Here is a 16,828-nt window from a genome sequence, read left to right on the forward strand (position 1 = left end):
GATCCCCGATGCCCGGAGGCAGGCTGAGCCACCAGGACCGGCTCGACATCGCGACCGGCCTGACCGAAGGACGCGGGTACGCCGAGATCGCCCGGGACCTCGATCGCCCCACGTCGACGATCAGCCGCGAGGTCGCCCGCAACGGCGGCGCCCACGGATACCGCGCCGACCATGCCCACTACGCGACGGTGTCCCGAGCCCGCCGCCGCAAGCCGGCCACCGACGATGCCAGAGTCGATGCTGCCGGCGCCGATGCCCAGCAGGCCTCAGGCGCCGATCGCCGGCGACGCGAGTACGTCGAGCGGTTCGCGGCGATGATGGTCGACGGCGGTCTGCCCCGAATGGCGTCGCGCGTCCTCGCACTGCTCTATACCGCCGACTCCGCCAGCCTGACCGCGGCCGACCTGGTCCGCGAGCTCCGCGTCAGCCCCGCGTCGATCTCCAAGGCGATCGGCTATCTCGAACACGTCGGCATGGTCCACCGCGAACCGGACCCGCACCGCCGCCTGCAGCACTACGTCATCGCCGAAGAGGTGTGGCTGAAGGCCTGGCAGGTGAGCGCCCGGACCAACCTCAACTGGGCCGAGACCGCAACCGAAGGCGCGGACCTGCTCGGCCGCGAGACCCCAGCCGGCGAACGCCTCACACAGATGGCCGACTTCTTCCACCGCCTCGGCGAGGACATGTCCGGCGGCCCCGCCTTCGAAGTGATCGACGACGCGTTCACACTCCTCGCGGCCCTCCTGCACGCGGCCCGCCCACTCACCGCGGACCAACTGGCCACCGCCCTCGACTGGCCGCCCACCCGGATCACCGATGCCCTCGCCAACGCGACCAAATACGCCGAGTACTGCGATCCCGTCGTACTCGACCAGTTGGACGACACCTATCGCGCGATCCCCAACCACGCCCGGCTCACTCCGGCCCAGCTCCGCGCCCTCCGCTGACCAGTCCCCGCAGCAGTCGCGGGGTGATCAGGCCATCGGCCAAGCCGATTTCGACCAGGTCGTCGAAGATGCCCTGGTGGCCGGCGGCCGCGCGGATCCCGGCATCGAGCACGCGACCGGAGCGGGTGAGCTGCGCCGTCAGCGCGGTATGCCGCAGATGCCGCGCCAGGAGGTGAGTCGTCCGGCGACGGTACGGCGTACCCGCATCGGAACTGCCCGCCCGCAGCGCATCGGCGACCGCACGTCCGGCGAGCAGGCCGGTCGCCACGGCGTAGTAGATGCCCTCGCCGGTCATCGGATTGATCAGCCCGGCAGCGTCGCCCGCGAGCATCACGGGACCCGCCTCCGGACGCCAGGACCACCCGGACAGCGGTAGATGGTGTCCCCACCACGACTCCCCGCCATCCGTTGCGCCCGGCAACAATGCGTCCAGGTGTGCGAGCAGCTCGGCCCGGGTCGGGCGAGGCCGGTCGCTCGTCAACTGTTCGCCGTACCCGACATTCGACCAGCCGTCACCACGGTCGAACGACCACGCGTACGACGGCTGCCGCCCCGGACCGTACGCGATCACCTGACTAGCGGCCCGCGCCACCGGCGTCGGCGCATACCCGCGGATCGCCAGCGCCGCCGGCCCCGGCTTCACCCCAAGATCCCGCCGTACGACGGAATGCGCACCGTCGGCGCCCACGACGAACCGGGCATGGAGCTCGCCGTCCACCAGCACCGACCGATGATCGATCTCGAGACCACGGACCCGCCGACGGACGAGCCGTGCACCGGCCGACTGCGCCGCCTCGACGAGCCGCTGATCGAAGACGGTTCGCGGCACCACCCAGTTCGCGCGCGCCATCTCGCGGTCCACTCCGACGTCGCCGCGGGTCAGCGCGAACCGCCGTACCGGCGTCCAGTCGTCGAGGAGTCCGGTGACGCCGACCCCGGCGAGCAGATCGAGCACGTGCGGCGCGATGCCGTCGCCGCACGCCTTGTCCCGGGGGAAGTCGTGCCGATCGAGCAGCAGCACCGCGAGACTCGGGTCGGCGGCCAGCGCCCCGAGCGCGGCCGAAGCCCCCGCCGGCCCGGCTCCGACGACCACCAGATCCCACACAGCGACCTCCCCTGCGACCCATCCCAGTGTGGCAGCAGCGTGATCCGCGAGATGCTAGAGGCACCGCGTCAGGCTCCGCGGCTCTCTCCCTACTATGTCCCCGGGCGTTTCCCCGGTTTGTTGTTACGCCGAGATCCGGTGCGACGCGGGCGCGGCATCGCCCTCTCGGACAGTCCGCTGAACTGACTCGACGAGGTGACCGGACGAGCCTCGTCCAGGTCGACCACCTTCGGTGGCCGCGGTACGAAGACCGGGATGGTCTCCTCGTCATCCGGCGATGGCGGCGGGGCCTCGACGACCGGAGCCGGCTTGGCCCGCGCCGCGGACTCCTTACTCACCCGAGGCCGAGGTGCCGCGATCCTCGCCACCGACGCGGCCGCGACCGGCTTCCGGACCGCGCGGCGCGGCAGCTTCGTCCGCAGCTCGATGCCGAGCGCATCGATCAGCTTGCGACAGGCAACGATCGACAGGGCCACCGCGAACACCGTGCACCCGGCGAACAGCACCGCCTGGCCACCGGCCGCCCAGTTCGACGGGTCGGTCCGGTTCATCGCGGCGATCATCGCCACCACGATCGCGTTGGTGATGCCGAGGGCAACGGCCAGACCGCTGGTGCGGACCAGCACCCCCTGCGCGAGGTCGACGTCGTCGGCCGCCGCCACCAAGCCCGCGATCAGGCCTGCCAGCACCGGCACCGTATAGACCAGCGCCAGCGTGAGGCCCGGGCTCGCGACGAGATAGAAGACGTCGAACACCAGGGCGGTACCGGTCAGCGCTGCCGCGAAGCACACCACCATCGGCGGATACGCGCGTACCACAGCAAGCGCGTCCGCGGGCACCGTCCTGATCATCCGCAAGGCCAACAGCAACGACCTATCCCCTCGTCCTCCCCCATTGTGCAGGTCCGTCGCTCCGTGTGTGACATTCACGCACAGGCGAGTCGTCACCAGGCTGCCGGAACCTCGAGGTTCTGGGAATGGACAAAGCACACCGACCGTCACAGCCTCGGGTTGACTTCGCCGCAGGCAAACAAGTTGCCGAGGCCGCGACGGCCGGTGCGTTGGGGTGAACTAGGCGGCAGCCGGCAGCGGGGCCAGCTTGTCGCGCAGATCATCCAGGATCTTCCGCAGGACGCGGGAGACCTGCATCTGGCTGACGCCGATGTCGTTGCCGATCTCGGACTGGGTCCAGCCCTCGACGAAGCGCAGCTGCAGGATCCGCCGCTCGCGCTCGCCCAGATCGGCCAGTACCGGCTGCAGCATCTCGACTGTCTCCAGTTGGTCGATGCTGCCGTCGTCCAGATCGGCGACGACGTCGGCCAGCGTCAGCTCGGCGTCGACCTCGGCCGGACGGTCCAGTGAGAGGACATTGAAGCAGCCCTTCGCGGCGAGCGCCTGCTCGACCTCGATGACCTCGACCTCGAGGTGCTCGGCGATCTCGGCCGGCGTCGGCTCCCGGTTCAGCTCCTGCTCGAGTTCGGGCACCTTGGCGGCGATCGTGCCTTGCATCTCCTGGAGCCGGCGCGGGATCCGGACCGTCCACGCGCAGTCGCGGAAGTACCGTTTCACCTCGCCCCGGATGGTCGGGATAGCGAACCCGATGAACGGAGTGTCCGCCTCGAGCCGGTAGTGGTGCGCGGCCTTGACCAGGCCGAGGTACGCGACCTGTTCCAGGTCGTCGGCCTCGGCGCCGCGGCCGCGAAAGCGGCGCGCGATCCCCCGGGCCATTTCGATGTTGAGTTCGACGACCTCTTCGAGCAGTTGTTGCCGCTCGTGGTCGTCGGTGCTGGCAGCCCTGCGTTCCATCAGTTCCCGGGTGGCTGCTTCTCTGGCGGCCCGATCGGCCGGAGTAGAACAGCGGACAGAAATCCGCTCTGTGATGCTCGTAACCATGGGTATGACCTCGCGACTGTCGTCACGGCGTGGCACTTAGCTGAACCACGGTCATGCCTGCGTATCTCAAGTCGTACCCACCCTGCGCGAAGTCATGCATACGAAAAGGCGCGCATCCCGTCGGGGATGCGCGCCTTGTCGTCGCAGAGGGTGAGATCAGCCCTTCTTGGCGATACCCGCCATCAGGATCCGCTGCCACGGCTCCAGGTCCGCCGCGGCCGGAACGTCGCCCTCGGGGTCCTCCGGGAACCAGCGGGCCAGGAAGTCCACGCCAGGGGGCACCAGCGGCAGTCCGAGGAAGTGCTGCTCGATCCGCTCAGGGGTCCGGATCCAGCCGTTGCCGAGGCTCTCAAGTCCGGCCCGCTCCATTCCCTTCTGCAGCGGCTCGCCGGTGTCGACGAAGTCGGTGATGAACAGGTAGCTACCGGGGACGAGGGCGTCCATCAGTGTGCGGACCCACTCGTCCGGCTTCTCGTCGTCGTGGAAGTGCATGTGGATGCCGACGATCATCAACGCGATCGGACGGCCGAAGTCCAGGTGCTTCCGGATCTCCTCGTTGTCGAGGATTGCCTGCGGCTGACGCAGGTCGGAGGTGACGACGATGGTGCTGTTGTTGGTGGCCAGCAGCGCCCGGCCGTGCGCGAGCACGATCGGGTCGTTGTCGACGTAGGCCACCTTGACGTCCGGGTTGATCTCCTGCGCCGCCTCGTGGGTGTTCTTCTGCGTCGGCAGACCGCTGCCGATGTCGAGGAACTGGTCGATCCCGGCCTCGCGCACGAGATAGTGCACGCCCTTGACCAGGGCCTCGCGGTTCTCGATCGCGCACCGGCCGGCGTCCGGCACGTACTTCAAATACAGTGCCGCGCCCTCGCGGTCGGCGGCGAAGTTGTCTTTACCACCGAGCAGAGCGTCGTAGACGCGGGCGATGGTCGGTTGGGAAGTGTCGAAGTCCGGAGTCGCATCCGGACCGTCTGAAGTCGCCATCGGCGCAGCCTTCTTGTCGGGAATTCTTGATGTCATCGTAGGGCAGTTGCAGACCTGCCGACCCAGTGGTTCGGCTCGGCGTGAGTGTCGAATCCAAACTTCCCCGGAGTGCCTGATTCGTCAAGCAGATAAGGCTTTTCGGATTCACTTCAGGTCCTGACATACCACCCTCGGATGAGGGTCACTTGCCACCCTCCCCCACCCGGGCGCCGTCAATCGCTAACGACGCGCACCCAGCCTTCGCGAACACCGCCGCCGGCGCGCACGACGAGGCCGCCCGCCCGGCTGCGTGCCGCTGCCGCCGTCCGCCCTCCAGATCGGCGCGTCGCTACGGATCGCAACCGAAACCAGTGGGCCAACGGTCGTTTGACCGCAACACGATCACTACACGTAAGGGAGCGGACACGGGCCTCTGGAGCGTGTACGATGCAAATGCAAGGCCAAATGCACGTGCATATGCCAAGGACGTACGGAAGGTGCAGCTGATGACTGCTGTCTACAACGGCATGCCCGGCGACTCGATCAGCGAGCTGATCTGGCGAAAGAGCCAGCGGAGTGGCCCCAACGGCAACTGCGTCGAGGTAGCGAAGCTGCCGGACGGCGGCGTGGCGATGCGGAACTCGCGTCACACCGACGGCCCGGCACTGGTGTTCACCAAGGCCGAGATCGAAGCATTCCTCGGCGGCGTTCACGACGGCGAGTTCGACTACCTCGCCTGAGCGACCCCGGAAGCAAGAGGCCCCTTCGCCAGGCGAGTGACGAAGGGGCCTCTTCCTTTGTGTTCGATCCAGAGCCCGGGTACGACGGTCGGCGACAAACCTCACGTGCGGCCGGCCGGCCCAGGCGATCGCCCGCGGGCGATCGATCGCCGACCGGGCGAGCGCCGTACCGAGACGACGAAGGCCGACCCTCGAACGAGGGTCGGCCTTGGTGTTGCTGGAGCGCGAGCGGACTACTGGACGGTGAGCGGCCAGAGCTGTTCGCTGGGCAGTTCGGAAGCCTTGCCGGTGGCCGCATTGTCCACAGTGATACGCAATCCGGTGAACTTCGGCGTCATCACCCGCTGGTACCGCGAGGCGCGGTCGGGCTCGGCAACGTACTCGGCGATCAGGTGGTCTCCCAGCCAGATCCGCACCATTTTTCGGCCTCCTACTGCTCTGTCGGTGGTCATGGGGCCAGGCTCACGATCGGGTCGCCGTCGAGGTGGCGAACTCCGCGCAACCAGCCCTCGAAGGCCCAGCGCTGTTGCTCAGGGCAACGCGCGACCAGTTCCTGGATCTCCCGCTCGGTCAGCTCGTCGGGCGCACGTCCGCTCACGTCGGCGGTGTGCTGGGCTGCCTCACTGTCGTTGTCATTCATCGACTCGGGTTCCCCAACCAGTCATGCCAACGGGAGGGCCGTTGACGGGTCTGTAGGACCGGCCTACTGGATCGCGCGCTGTCACTTTTCGCGAGATCCAGCTCACCTTCTGTGCATGAATCAATCATGGCGTCGGCACGCTGCGAATGCAAGCGCCCGATGCACGTGCATCCGCACGGTTTCCAGTTCGTGACCCGAAGTCGCCCGTACCCGGCTTGCGGGGAGCCCGATCGGGCCGGGCGAACACTGTTCGCACGGGCATGGTGACATGGCTTTGTCCTGACAAACTCACCGGTACGCGATGGTCCGAAATGACACTGTGTGATCAGCGGCACGATTTCGGAGAGCTTGTGTAAGAAGTTCGGCAGATTGCCTGCCAGGCGTGCGATGATGTGCATTCGCGGCCGAAGTCGCCGCTGATTGAGCTGTGGGGCCTGCCTGGGAGGACAACGTGACGGAGTCGGGCGCGCAAAGCGGACCGACTGCGCTTCGAATCATCCTCGGAGCGCACCTGCGGCGAATGCGGGAAGCCGCCGGGATCACTCGGTCCGACGCCGGCTGGGAGATCCGCTCGTCGGAGTCCAAGGTCAGCCGGATGGAGCTCGGCCGGGTCGGGTTCAAGGAGCGCGATGTCCGCGACCTGCTCACCCTCTACGGCCTGGACGACGGCGAGGAGCGCGAGCGGCTGCTGTCGCTGGCCCGGGACGCCAACAACCCCGGGTGGTGGCACCGGTTCGGCGATGTGCTGCCGAGCTGGTTCCACTCCTATCTGGACCTCGAGGCCGCCGCGACGCTGATCCGTACCTATGAGCTGCAGTTCGTCCCCGGTCTGCTCCAGACCACCGACTACGTGCGTGCGGTGGTGCAGCTCGGCCGCGGCCTGATCCCGGCCGAGGAGGTCGAGCGCCGCGTCGCGCTGCGGGTCAACCGCCAGAACATCCTCACCCGTCCGGACCCGGTGCGCCTGTGGGCCGTGCTCGACGAGTCGGTGCTGCGCCGGCCGATCGGTGGCACGAAGCCGATGTGCCTGCAGCTGGAGCACCTGATCGAGATGACCCACCTGCCGAACCTGACGCTCCAGGTCATGCAGTTCAAGTCGGGCGGCCACGCCGCCACCGGCGGTGCGTACAGCATTCTCCGTTTCCCGGAGCAGGACCTGCCGGACATCGTCTACATCGAGCACCTGACCAGCGCGCTCTATCTGGACAAGCTCGAGGACCTCGACAGCTACACGGCCACCATGGAGTCCCTCTGCGTGGCGGCCCCGCCGCCGAACAAGACCCGCGACATCCTCGCCGGGATCTTGAAGGAGTTCGAGCGCTGACGCATCAGCGTTTCAGCTGTTGTCGGTCAGCCAGGTGATGAGTGGCTTGGTGGCCCGCCAGTCCGCGCGGACCTGCTCGGCCAGCTCCGGCTTGTGGATGATCGGCTCGAAGCCGTAGGACTTGCTGACGGTCAGGGACTTGTGCCGGAGCAGCTCGATCCTCGGGTGCTCGGCGTCGTACCCGCGCGGGCTCGTCTTGAGCCGGTCGCCGCCGACCGTCCAGCCGGCTGCGGTCAGCTTGGCCAGCAACTTCTCCAGCTGCTTCCCGCGCCGGTCGTCGTCGATCGCGGTCCGGACCCGGGCCAGTCGATCGGAGTTCGCCTCGTAGAAGCCGGCCGCCACCCGCACGCCCGGCGCCGACACCTGGACGTACCACCCGGTCGACGGCGCCACGTCGATGAAGGCTCCCTGATGGGTCTTGTACGGCGTCTTGTCCCGCGCGAACCGGACATCGCGGTACGGCCGGAAGAGCTTCGCCGTCCCGAACTCCGCCTCGAGCTCCCCGAGCAGCGCCGCCATCGGCGCCCGGACCGATTCCTCGTAGACGTGCTTGTGCTCCGTCCAGAAGGTCTTGGTGTTGTCCATCTCGAGATCGTCGTAGAAGTCCAGCGCGGCGGCCGGGAACCCGGTGAAGCTCATGCGGTCCACGATAGTTCGGCACGCATACTTCGGGCGTAGTTGGGTACGGGCTCGGTCAGGAGGGCTCCGGGCAGGTGCGTCGGCCAAGACCAGGCGCGGGCCGGCGCACCGCCGCTGGCTTATGCTCGACGACCATGCGCGCGATTTCAGGTCACCGAGCTCGGTGGCCCCGAGGTCCTGGTTCCTGCAGAGCTCGAACCCCCGGTCGCGAGCCCGGATCAACTCCTCGTCGAGGTCAGCGCGGCCGGCGTGAACTTCGCCGACACGCATCGCACCGACGGCTCGTATCGCGGCGGCGTCAAGCTCCCGTTCGTCCCCGGTGTCGAGATCGTCGGCCGGACCGAGGCCGGTAGGCGGGTGCTCTCCCCCATCTTCGAGACCGGTGGCGGGTACGCCGAGTACGCCGTCGCGCCGGCGGACCGGGTGGTCGACGTACCCGACGAGGTCGGTGACGGGCAGGCGCTCGCGTTGCTGATCCAGGGGCTGACGGCGTGGCATGTACTGCGGAACAGCGCGCGACTCGCACCCGGTGAGTCGGTGCTGGTCAACGCGGCGGCCGGCGGCGTCGGCTCGTTGGCGGTTCAGCTCGCCAAGCACACTTCGGCGCCGGACAGGTCATCGCGACGGCCTCCACACCAGCCAAGCGCGAGCTGGCGCTGGAGCTCGGCGCCGATGTTGCGGTGGACAACGATCCGGACGGGTACGCCGATCGGATCCGGGCCGCGAGCAACGATCGCGGAGTCGACGTCGTCCTCGATTCGACCGGTGGACCGACGATGCTCGCCGGGCTCGAGTGCCTGGCCGGGTTCGGCCGGCTGGTCAACTACGGGAACACCGGACGCGAAGGCCGGCCGTCCGTCGATCCCAGTGCTCTTGCTCAGCGCAACCTTTCGGTCGCCGGATTCTGGCTGGTGCCGGCGATGGACCTGCCGGGTGGGTACGCCGAACCGTTGACCGAGCTCCTCGCGTTGACCGCGGCGCGAAAGCTCCGGCCACTCGTCGGCGTGGAGTATCCGCTCGAGGACGCCCGCCGGTCGCACGAGGACCTGCTCGCCCGCCGGAGCACCGGCAAGCTCATACTCAGGATTCGATAGTCGCGAAGAAGGCGCGGATGTCGGCAACCAGGATGTCGGGTTGTTCGAGGGCCGCGAAGTGGCCGCCGTGCGGGTGGCTGGTCCAGCGGACGATGTTGTCGGTGTGGGCGACCTTGTGGCGCAGCGGGATGAAGTTGTCGTGGGCAAGGTCGAGCAGCGCGGTGGGCGTGGTGGACGGCTCGGTCGGCCGGCCCCAGTACGACGCGTGCGCACGCTCGTAGTAGATCGCACCGGAGGATCCAGCGGTGCGCGTGAGCCAGTAGAGCATCACGTTCGTGAGCAGGTGGTCGCGGTCGATCTCGGACGCGGGATCGGACCAGGCTTCGAACTTCTCCGCGATCCAGGCCAGCTGTCCGACCGGTGAGTCGGTCAGGGCGTACGCCAGGGTCTGTGGCCGGGTCGACTGCAGGTCGGCGTACCCCTGCTGTTCCTTGCGCCACTGCTGGAAGCGCCGCCACGAGGCCCAGGTGCGATCCCGCTCGGCCTGGTCGAGCGGCGCGAGCTCCTCCGGGGTCGGTTCGGAGGTGGCGCCGGAGTTGGGGAGGAGATTGAGATGTACGCCGATCACCTGCTCGGGGTGGATCCGCCCGAGCTCACGGGAGATGCCGCCACCCCAGTCGCCGCCCTGGACGCCGTACCGGTCGTAGCCGAGCCGGGTCATCAGGACGGACCACGCACGGGCCACTCGCAGGAACTCCCAGCCGGGCTCCCGGGTTGGTCCGGACAGGCCGAAGCCCGGGATGCTCGGCATGACCAGGTGGAACGCGCCGGCCGGGTCGGCGCCGTACGCGCGGGGGTTCGTCAGCGGACCGACGATCTCGGTGAACTCGGCGAACGAGCCGGGCCAGCCGTGGGTGATGATCAGCGGGGTCGCGTCCGGTTCGGGCGAGCGGACGTGGGCGAAATGCACGTTCGCGCCGTCGATCGTGGTGGTGAACTGCGGCCATTCGTTGAGCCGTGCCTCGGACTTGCGCCAGTCGTACTCGTGCCGCCAGTACTCGACGAGGTCCTGCAGGTAGCCCAGCGGTACGCCGTACGCCCAGCCGACACCGGGTAGTTCGTCCGGCCAGCGGGTCAGGTCCAGGCGCGCTCGAAGGTCTGCCAGGTCGGTCTCGGGCACGTCCAGGTGGAACTCGTCGACAGTCACCCCGGCAGGGTCTCGCGGCAGCCGCGCGACCGCATCCGAATTCAGGCGTTGACCTTGTCCGCCTTGTCGCGGACGACCTTGACCGTGACAGCGGCGATCAGGCAGAGCGCACCCGCGCTGATCACGATCGTGACCAGCGTGCTCGAGCCGTTCAGCGCGTTGTCGCACGTCATCGGCGTGATCCCCGCCGCGGGCCGGAAGGACGAGCCGCAGTCGACCCCGGCCGACGAGACCGACCGGAAGCCGAGCAGCACCCCGGCGAAGACCAGGACCACTCCGGCGATACCGAGAATCTTGTTCAGCATCGTCACGGTGAGACCGGCTCCGCTGATGGTGGGCATGCCGATGGCATACCCCGTGAGCCCCGTTGCACTTCGTTCACTCCTGACGTCGACGGACCACCCACCATCGAACTTACGGTCCGTTGCCGGACGATCCCCACCCGAGCGGCCCGTCAGGACTGATTCTTCACATACTCCTTACTCAGGACATGACGCTGTGTGACGGCGGTCTCAAACTGCGACCGGGCCGGCGGAGGTGACTTTCAACCGAGGCGTTCTTCCAGGTGGACGGTGATCTCCTCGCCGGGCGCCTTGCCGATCAGGTCCCGGAGATCGCCCTTGACGGGGAGTTTGTGGGTACCGTCGCCGAGGGCCATGAACGAGCTCTCGAAGGGGTGGCCGTCCATGGTGCCGCGAACCTTGACCAGGCCGCGGGTGCCGAAGTACTCGGCCGAGCCGGGCATCTGCACGTAGGTCCAGCCGCCCTTGGCGTCGCTCTTCAGCAGCGGCGCGGTGAACGTCTTGTCCAGCTTTGCGGTCTTGTTGCTCACGATGAGCTCCTCTCTACACCCCTAGGTAGAGACTGGCGGACGGGTTTCGACATCCCTGGCCAAACTATTCTGGGGAAGTGCAGATGAACATCCGCCGCGCGGGGCGGGACGACGTGCCGGTGGTGCTGGGACTGCTCGACGGGGCGACCGAGTGGCTGGTCGCGCGGGGGCTGACCGACCAGTGGGGCACCGAGCCGCACTCGACGAGTCCGCGGCGGATCGCGCAGATCACCTCGTTCGCGGACGACGACGGGTTGTGGGTGGCCGAAGCGGACGGCCGGGTCGTCGGGGCGCTCGCCGTCGGGGACGCGATGCCGTACGTGCGGCCGGCCGAGGAGCCCGAGCTGTACGTGCGGCTGCTGGTCACCGATCGAGAGTCCGCCGGGCAGAACATCGGCGGCGTACTGCTCGATCACGCGCGCGAACTGGCGCGTGAGGCGGGAGTCGGGCTGCTCCGGGTGGATTGCTTCGCCGGTGGGGACGGTGCGCTGGTCCGGTACTACGAGAAGCAGGGGTTCACGCGGACCGAGACGTTCGCCGTACCGGTCAATGGTTCGGAGTGGCCGGGTCAGGTGCTCGCCCAGCGGTTGTGATCGAGCGATGAACGGTGCCGTGGGCATCCGAGCAGTGCGCGGAGAGGTCGTCGCCGGTGGCGTGGTCGACCTGGAGGGTCGAGTGCGTCAGGTGATAGCGGTCCGCGAGGAGTGCCTCGATCTCGATCCGGATCTGGTGGCAGTCGAGTCCCTCGGCGACCAGGATGTGCGCGGATGCGGCCGGCTCGCCGGAGGTGATCTCCCAGACGTGCAGGTCGTGCACCTCGACCACGCCGTCGATCGCGCACAACTCGGTGCCGAGCGCCTGCGGGTCAATGGCGGCGGGCGCGGCCTCGAGGAAGATCCGGCCGGAGTCACGGACCAGTGAGACACCGGCCTTCAGCATCAGCGCGGCGACCACCAGCGCGGCGATCGCGTCCGCCCGGGCGAAGCCGGTGAGGAGTACGACGAGACCCGCGATCGCGGTCGCGATGAACGCGAACAGGTCGTTCAGGATGTGCTGGAACGCGCCCTCGACGTTCAGGCTCGAGCGGTTGGCCTTGCTGATCAGCCAGGTGGCGAACAGGTTCACGACGATGCCGACCACACCGGTGATCAGCACCAGCGCGCCCTTCACCTCGGGCGGGTCGATCATCCGGTTGATCGCCTCGTAGACGAAGTACGCCGCGAGCAGCAGGAGCGTGATGCCGTTCGCCTGCGCGGACAGGATCTCGACCCGCTTGAACCCGTAGGTGAAGCCGCCGGCCGGCGGGCGGGCCGCGAGCCGGATCGCGATCAGCGCGAGCACGATGGCGATCGCGTCGGTGAGCATGTGCGCGGCGTCGGTGATCAGGGCCAGCGAACCGGCCGCGAGGCCGACGACGACCTCGGCCACCATGAAGCCGACGATCAGCGCGAGCGCACCACTGAGCAACTTCCGGTCGGCGCTCGAGGTCACGCCATGGCCGTGGCCGTGGCCATGGCCGTGTCCTTCGGCGCTCACGATTCCGACCTTTCCGGGTGGATGACGTCGGTGTGCTCGGTGTGGGCGACGGCCAGGTCGAGCAGCATCCGGACGTGCGCGTCGTCCAGCCGGTAGAAGGCGTTCCGGCCGTCACGCCGTACGGCGACCACCCGGTGGGCCCGGAGCAGCCGGAGGGCGTGCGAGGTGGCGGACTCGCTCAGACCGGTGATCGCGGCGAGATCGCAGACGCACAGCTCACCGTCGAGCAGCGCGACCAGCAACTTCAGGCGGCGGGCATCGCCGAGCAGGCCGAACACGTCGGCCGTATCGACGATGTCGCCCTCCGCGGGCATCCTGGCGTTGACGCTCGCCACCCGCTCGGGGTCGACCAACCGGATGTTGCAGGAGTCGAGCTGCACATCTGCAGAACTCTTCATACGTCGACAGTAGAGGACCCACTCGCGCCCCGCAACGTGCCGCCGGTTACAGCGTGTCAGCGAGCCACCGTAGTTGCCGCATCCGCTGCACCTGTGCGCCACCGTCGTGCCCGTTGAACGGCCAGACGTCGATCTCCGCCGTACCGCCGTAGTGGTTGAACGCCGCGAAGACGGTCGACGGTGGACAGACGGCGTCCATCAGCGCGACCGAGTACCGCGCCGGCGCGGTCGCCCGGGCGGCGAGATTCACACCGTCGAAGTAGTCGAGGACGGAGAACACGTCCTCGGGTGGCACGCGCCGACGGGCGAGATAGTCGGCGATCTCGCCGTACCCGCTCTCCCCCGCCATCTCGGCGGCCCGCCGGAAGTGCGTCAGGAACGGTACGTCGATCAACGCCGCCGCCAGGTCGGAACGCAACCCGGCCACCGCCTGCGCGATCGCTCCCCCTTGGCTGCCGCCGGCCACCACGATCCGGGCCGGGTCCGCGACCGGATGGCTCTGCGCCGCGTCCACCGCCCGGACCGCGTCGGTGAAGACCCTGCGGTAGTAATAGGAGTCGCGGTCGACCAGTCCACGGGTGAGGAATCCGGGCACCTGCGGGTTCGCGCCCGGATCGGGATCCGCCGTCTCGGTCCCTTGACCGCGGGTGTCCATCACCAGTACGGCGTACCCGGCGGCCGGGAACACGAGCCAGTCGATCGGCCAGTTCCGCCCACCCTGGTACCCGAGGAACTGGACGACCGTCGGCAGTGGACCCTGCATCCCCCGCGGTGCCAGGAACCACCCCGCGATCCGATGCCCGCCGAAGCCGGTGAACCGCACGTCCCACACGTCGACCAGTGACAGGCCTGCGTCGTACGGGACGAACGACGCGTCGAGCGGATCGGTCTCGGCCTTGGCCAGCGTCTCCTGCCAGAACCGCTCGAAGTCGGCCGGCTCGGTGCGCTCCGGCGGTACTCGCGAAGCTCCGGCAACGGCTTGTCGAACAAGGGCATGGTGATTCCTCTCGAGGTCGGCTGATCAGCCTTTGATGCCGCCGGCCAGACCGGCCCCGCGGATGAAATAGCGCTGGAAGAGCAGGAAGATGACGATCGGCAGCACCACCGAGATCAGTAGACCCGCCATGAACAGATTGAGCTGCACGTTGTCGCGGATGGACGGCAGCATCACCGACAGCGGCTGCTTGGTCCGGTCCGGTAGGACCAGCTTCGGCCAGAGGTACTCACGCCAGGCCGCGATGATCGACAGCAGCGAGACCACGCCGATGATCGGGCCGGACAACGGCAGCACCAGCGAGGTGAACATCCGGAAGTTGCCGACGCCATCGATCTTCGCCGCCTCGAACAGCTCGGGCGGAAGCTGTGCGAAGAACCGGCCGGTGATGATCACGTTGAAGGCGCTCGCCCCGGCGGGCAGCCAGATCGCCCAGTAGGTGTTGATCAACGACCCGCCGAGGATCGGTACGTCGAGCACCGTCAGGTACAGCGGTACCAGCGAGATGACGCCGGGGATGAACAGGGTCGCCAGCAGCGCGCCGTTGATGATCTTGGCGTACTTCGGTCGCAGGATCGCCAGCGCATAGCCGCCAGTCGTTGCCACCAGCACCGAGACCGCCCAGTTGCCGAGGGCAACCCGATCCCAGCTGAACGGCGGCCAGCACCCCGGCGACGACCACCGCGAGCACTTTCCGAGCCGAACCGAGCATGGGCGGTCCCTCCGACAGCGAGGCGTCCGCCCGGGTGCTGCCGGCAACCTCGACCTGCTGGTGGATGCGATCACTCAGGCGAGGCCGAGGCGGTAGGCGTAGGCGACGGCTTGGGCTCGGTCGCGGAGGTTGGCTTTGGCGAAGAGGTGGTTGATGTGGGTTTTGACCGTCGCCTCGCTGACAACCAGGTGGCGGGCGATCTCGGTGTTGGAGAGGCCGTCGGCGATCAGGCGGAGCACCTCGATCTCGCGCGGGGTGAGACCGGTGTCGGCGGGGTCGGCGGGTTTGGGGGTGGCGGCGCCTTCGATCAGGCGGCGTTGGACCTCGGCGTCGACGATGGACTGGCCGGCGGCCGCCGCCTGCAGGGCACGGCCGATGGACTCGGCGTCGGCGTCCTTGGTCAGGTAGCCGCGCGCACCGGCCCGGAGCGCGGACAGGACCGAGTCGTCATCGCTGTACGTCGTGAGTACGACGACCGCCGTGCCCGGGTGGTCCGCGCGGATCCGGCGGGTCGCCTCCACGCCGTCGCAGTTCGGCATTCGCAGATCCACCAGCAAGACGTCCGGGTTGTACTCGGCAACCAACCGAACGGCCTCCTCGCCGTCAGATCCAGCCGCGACCACGTCGATGCCCGGCAGCAGCTTGAGCAACGTGACCAGCCCGTCCCGGACGACCCTCTGGTCATCGGCGACCACCACTCGCACCGCACTCATCCAGGCACCTTCAGTTCCACCCGCCAACCGTCGGACGTCGGTCCGGCCTCCAGTGTGCCGCCGATGAGGTCGGCCCGTTCCCGCATACCGAGCAGACCATAACCCCCGGGCGCGGCCCGGTCCGGGCGCCTCCCCGGCCGGTCCTCGACCGTCAGCCGGACCTCGTCGCCGTACGACAGCTTCACGACCACCGGCGCACCTGGCGCGTGCTTGCGGGTGTTCACCAGCGCCTCCTGGACCGTGCGATACAGCGTGCTCATCACGTCCGCCGGCAGCTCCCGCTCGCCGCCGCTCACCTCGAACTCCGCCGTCGCCCCGCTCTCCAGCCGGTACGCCGTGACCAGATCGTCCAGCGCCCGTACGTCGGGAACCGCATCCTCACGCAAGGCCGCCACCGCCCGCCGGGCCTCGGCCAGTCCCTCGGCTGCCAGACCCTGCGCCCGTGTCACCTGCTCGATCGCCTCCGACGACGCGCCGTCCCGAACCAGCATCAGCCGCGCCCCCTGCAGACTTAACGACAGTCCGGCCAGGGAATGCGCGAGTACGTCGTGCACGTCGCGAGCGATCCGCGCCCGCTCGGCCAGCGCGGCAGCGCGACTGTGTTCCTCGATCGCCGCCTGCTTGCGCGCCACCGAGACCTCGAGCTGATCGAGTTGCTCCTCGCGGGTACGACGGTTGATCGAGGCAAGCACCAGTGCCGTGACGCCGAACGCCGTACCGACCGCGCCCGCGACCGAGTGGGTGTTGAGGTAGATCGGCACGCTCGCACCGAGGATCCCGAGCAACACGACGACCAGTTGCAGCTGCCCGGGCGGGCGGTACCGGACGGCGACCCGCGCGGCCCAGAACGGCAGCACGATGAACAGACTCTGCGGCAACGCGAACCACAGCAGCCCACCGGCCACGGTGAAGACCAGCAGGCCGGCAGTTGCCCGGCGCGGCTGCTCGCCGTACCGCAGCTGGAGCAGCGTGAAGTTGCCCAGGACAACGAATACGGCGAGCACGAGCAGCACCGGCAACGGGAAGCGGCGCTCGTCCGCACGGGCGGCCGTCGGCAGCAGCGCGGCGATCACCAGAACCCCGGGCGCCGACCGGAGCAGGATCCCTGGGCGGGGCGAGGCCTTCGCCCGGTCCCAGAGCGTCTGGTTCATA

20 protein-coding genes and 2 pseudogenes are annotated in these 16,828 nt (G+C 68.5%); 6 read left to right on the forward strand and 16 right to left on the reverse strand.

The window, feature by feature from the left end; all coding sequences use genetic code 11:
* Positions 1–8 precede the first annotated feature (8 nt).
* Entirely contained in the window at positions 9–947 is a 939-nt protein-coding gene (locus ACZ3HV_RS18835; RefSeq protein ID WP_465685950.1) for a GbsR/MarR family transcriptional regulator, read from the forward strand.
* Here ACZ3HV_RS18835 and ACZ3HV_RS18840 read toward each other — a convergent pair.
* From ACZ3HV_RS18840 to ACZ3HV_RS18855, 4 genes are all read right to left on the reverse strand, one after another.
* A complete protein-coding gene (locus ACZ3HV_RS18840; RefSeq protein ID WP_465685952.1) occupies positions 916–2,052 on the reverse strand; it encodes an NAD(P)/FAD-dependent oxidoreductase in 1,137 nt (378 codons plus the stop codon). The genes ACZ3HV_RS18835 and ACZ3HV_RS18840 overlap by 32 nt on opposite strands.
* Before the next feature lie 92 nt (positions 2,053–2,144).
* A complete protein-coding gene (locus ACZ3HV_RS18845; protein ID WP_465685954.1) occupies positions 2,145–2,903 on the reverse strand; it encodes a hypothetical protein in 759 nt (252 codons plus the stop codon).
* Positions 2,904–3,122: 219 nt separating this feature from the next.
* On the reverse strand, positions 3,123–3,857 hold the full coding sequence (locus tag ACZ3HV_RS18850) for a SigB/SigF/SigG family RNA polymerase sigma factor (protein WP_465685956.1): 735 nt from the start codon (positions 3,855–3,857) through the stop codon (positions 3,123–3,125).
* Positions 3,858–4,100: 243 nt separating this feature from the next.
* Positions 4,101–4,928, reverse strand: a complete 828-nt coding sequence (locus tag ACZ3HV_RS18855; protein WP_360359088.1) for an SAM-dependent methyltransferase — start codon at positions 4,926–4,928, stop codon at positions 4,101–4,103.
* A gap of 485 nt (positions 4,929–5,413) precedes the next feature.
* On the opposite strand from ACZ3HV_RS18855, the gene ACZ3HV_RS18860 reads away from it, so the two are divergent.
* Positions 5,414–5,647, forward strand: a complete 234-nt coding sequence (locus ACZ3HV_RS18860) for a DUF397 domain-containing protein (RefSeq protein ID WP_360359086.1) — start codon at positions 5,414–5,416, stop codon at positions 5,645–5,647.
* Positions 5,648–5,880: 233 nt separating this feature from the next.
* On the opposite strand, the gene ACZ3HV_RS18865 is transcribed toward ACZ3HV_RS18860, so the two are convergent.
* Both ACZ3HV_RS18865 and ACZ3HV_RS18870 read right to left on the reverse strand, forming a co-directional pair.
* Positions 5,881–6,099 (reverse strand): hypothetical protein, encoded by a 219-nt coding sequence (locus ACZ3HV_RS18865; RefSeq protein WP_233714578.1) that lies wholly within the window; start codon positions 6,097–6,099, stop codon positions 5,881–5,883.
* Entirely contained in the window at positions 6,096–6,287 is a 192-nt protein-coding gene (locus ACZ3HV_RS18870) for a hypothetical protein (RefSeq protein ID WP_465685959.1), read from the reverse strand. The genes ACZ3HV_RS18865 and ACZ3HV_RS18870 overlap by 4 nt, the downstream gene beginning before the upstream one ends.
* Positions 6,288–6,738: 451 nt before the next feature.
* Between ACZ3HV_RS18870 and ACZ3HV_RS18875 the strand changes: the two genes are divergently transcribed.
* A complete protein-coding gene (locus ACZ3HV_RS18875) occupies positions 6,739–7,611 on the forward strand; it encodes a helix-turn-helix domain-containing protein (RefSeq protein WP_465685961.1) in 873 nt (290 codons plus the stop codon).
* Between the two features lie 12 nt (positions 7,612–7,623).
* Here the strand turns inward: ACZ3HV_RS18875 and ACZ3HV_RS18880 are convergent, their stop codons facing one another.
* Positions 7,624–8,520, reverse strand: a complete 897-nt coding sequence (locus ACZ3HV_RS18880; protein ID WP_465685963.1) for a DUF2461 domain-containing protein — start codon at positions 8,518–8,520, stop codon at positions 7,624–7,626.
* On the opposite strand from ACZ3HV_RS18880, the pseudogene ACZ3HV_RS18885 reads away from it, so the two are divergent.
* Together ACZ3HV_RS18885 and ACZ3HV_RS18890 are read left to right on the forward strand one after the other, a co-directional pair.
* A pseudogene (locus ACZ3HV_RS18885) lies at positions 8,500–8,631 on the forward strand (hypothetical protein); the annotation flags it as partial. The gene ACZ3HV_RS18880 and the pseudogene ACZ3HV_RS18885 sit on opposite strands and share 21 nt — an antisense overlap.
* A 275-nt stretch (positions 8,632–8,906) precedes the next feature.
* Positions 8,907–9,344 (forward strand): zinc-binding dehydrogenase, encoded by a 438-nt coding sequence (locus tag ACZ3HV_RS18890; RefSeq protein ID WP_465686319.1) that lies wholly within the window; start codon positions 8,907–8,909, stop codon positions 9,342–9,344.
* Here the strand turns inward: ACZ3HV_RS18890 and ACZ3HV_RS18895 are convergent.
* The 3 genes from ACZ3HV_RS18895 to ACZ3HV_RS18905 form a co-directional block, all read right to left on the reverse strand.
* On the reverse strand, positions 9,331–10,491 hold the full coding sequence (locus ACZ3HV_RS18895; RefSeq protein ID WP_465685965.1) for an epoxide hydrolase family protein: 1,161 nt from the start codon (positions 10,489–10,491) through the stop codon (positions 9,331–9,333). The genes ACZ3HV_RS18890 and ACZ3HV_RS18895 overlap by 14 nt on opposite strands.
* A gap of 41 nt (positions 10,492–10,532) precedes the next feature.
* Positions 10,533–10,832, reverse strand: coding sequence for a hypothetical protein (locus ACZ3HV_RS18900; protein WP_360359075.1), 300 nt, complete (start codon positions 10,830–10,832; stop codon positions 10,533–10,535).
* A 203-nt stretch (positions 10,833–11,035) separates the two neighbouring features.
* The gene (locus ACZ3HV_RS18905) at positions 11,036–11,323 is read right to left on the reverse strand and encodes a DUF1905 domain-containing protein (RefSeq protein WP_465685967.1); all 288 of its coding nucleotides are present in this window, start codon (positions 11,321–11,323) and stop codon (positions 11,036–11,038) included.
* Between the two features lie 83 nt (positions 11,324–11,406).
* Here ACZ3HV_RS18905 and ACZ3HV_RS18910 point away from each other — a divergent pair, with 83 nt between their 5' ends.
* A complete protein-coding gene (locus tag ACZ3HV_RS18910; RefSeq protein ID WP_465686321.1) occupies positions 11,407–11,916 on the forward strand; it encodes a GNAT family N-acetyltransferase in 510 nt (169 codons plus the stop codon).
* Here the strand turns inward: ACZ3HV_RS18910 and ACZ3HV_RS18915 are convergent.
* The 6 genes and pseudogenes from ACZ3HV_RS18915 to ACZ3HV_RS18940 all read right to left on the reverse strand — a co-directional run bounded on the left by ACZ3HV_RS18915 (position 11,870) and on the right by ACZ3HV_RS18940 (position 16,827).
* Complete coding sequence (locus tag ACZ3HV_RS18915) at positions 11,870–12,859, reverse strand: cation diffusion facilitator family transporter (RefSeq protein WP_465685969.1); 990 nt, start codon at positions 12,857–12,859, stop codon at positions 11,870–11,872. The two genes, ACZ3HV_RS18910 and ACZ3HV_RS18915, sit on opposite strands and share 47 nt — an antisense overlap.
* Positions 12,856–13,257: an ArsR/SmtB family transcription factor gene (locus ACZ3HV_RS18920; RefSeq protein ID WP_465685971.1), complete on the reverse strand. Its 402-nt coding sequence runs from the start codon at positions 13,255–13,257 to the stop codon at positions 12,856–12,858. Before ACZ3HV_RS18920 ends, ACZ3HV_RS18915 begins: the two co-directional genes overlap by 4 nt.
* A gap of 46 nt (positions 13,258–13,303) precedes the next feature.
* Positions 13,304–14,197: pseudogene (locus ACZ3HV_RS18925) on the reverse strand (acetylxylan esterase); the annotation flags it as partial.
* An 81-nt stretch (positions 14,198–14,278) separates the two neighbouring features.
* Positions 14,279–14,857: a carbohydrate ABC transporter permease gene (locus ACZ3HV_RS18930; protein WP_465685973.1), complete on the reverse strand. Its 579-nt coding sequence runs from the start codon at positions 14,855–14,857 to the stop codon at positions 14,279–14,281.
* A 180-nt stretch (positions 14,858–15,037) separates the two neighbouring features.
* Positions 15,038–15,676 (reverse strand): response regulator, encoded by a 639-nt coding sequence (locus ACZ3HV_RS18935; protein WP_465685975.1) that lies wholly within the window; start codon positions 15,674–15,676, stop codon positions 15,038–15,040.
* Positions 15,673–16,827 carry a sensor histidine kinase gene (locus tag ACZ3HV_RS18940; RefSeq protein ID WP_465685977.1) on the reverse strand — a complete coding sequence of 385 codons (1,155 nt, stop codon included), beginning with the start codon at positions 16,825–16,827 and terminating at the stop codon, positions 15,673–15,675. The genes ACZ3HV_RS18935 and ACZ3HV_RS18940 overlap by 4 nt, the downstream gene beginning before the upstream one ends.
* Between the last annotated feature and the right edge of the window lies 1 nt (position 16,828).

This window comes from Kribbella sp. NPDC020701, from assembly GCF_055562215.1.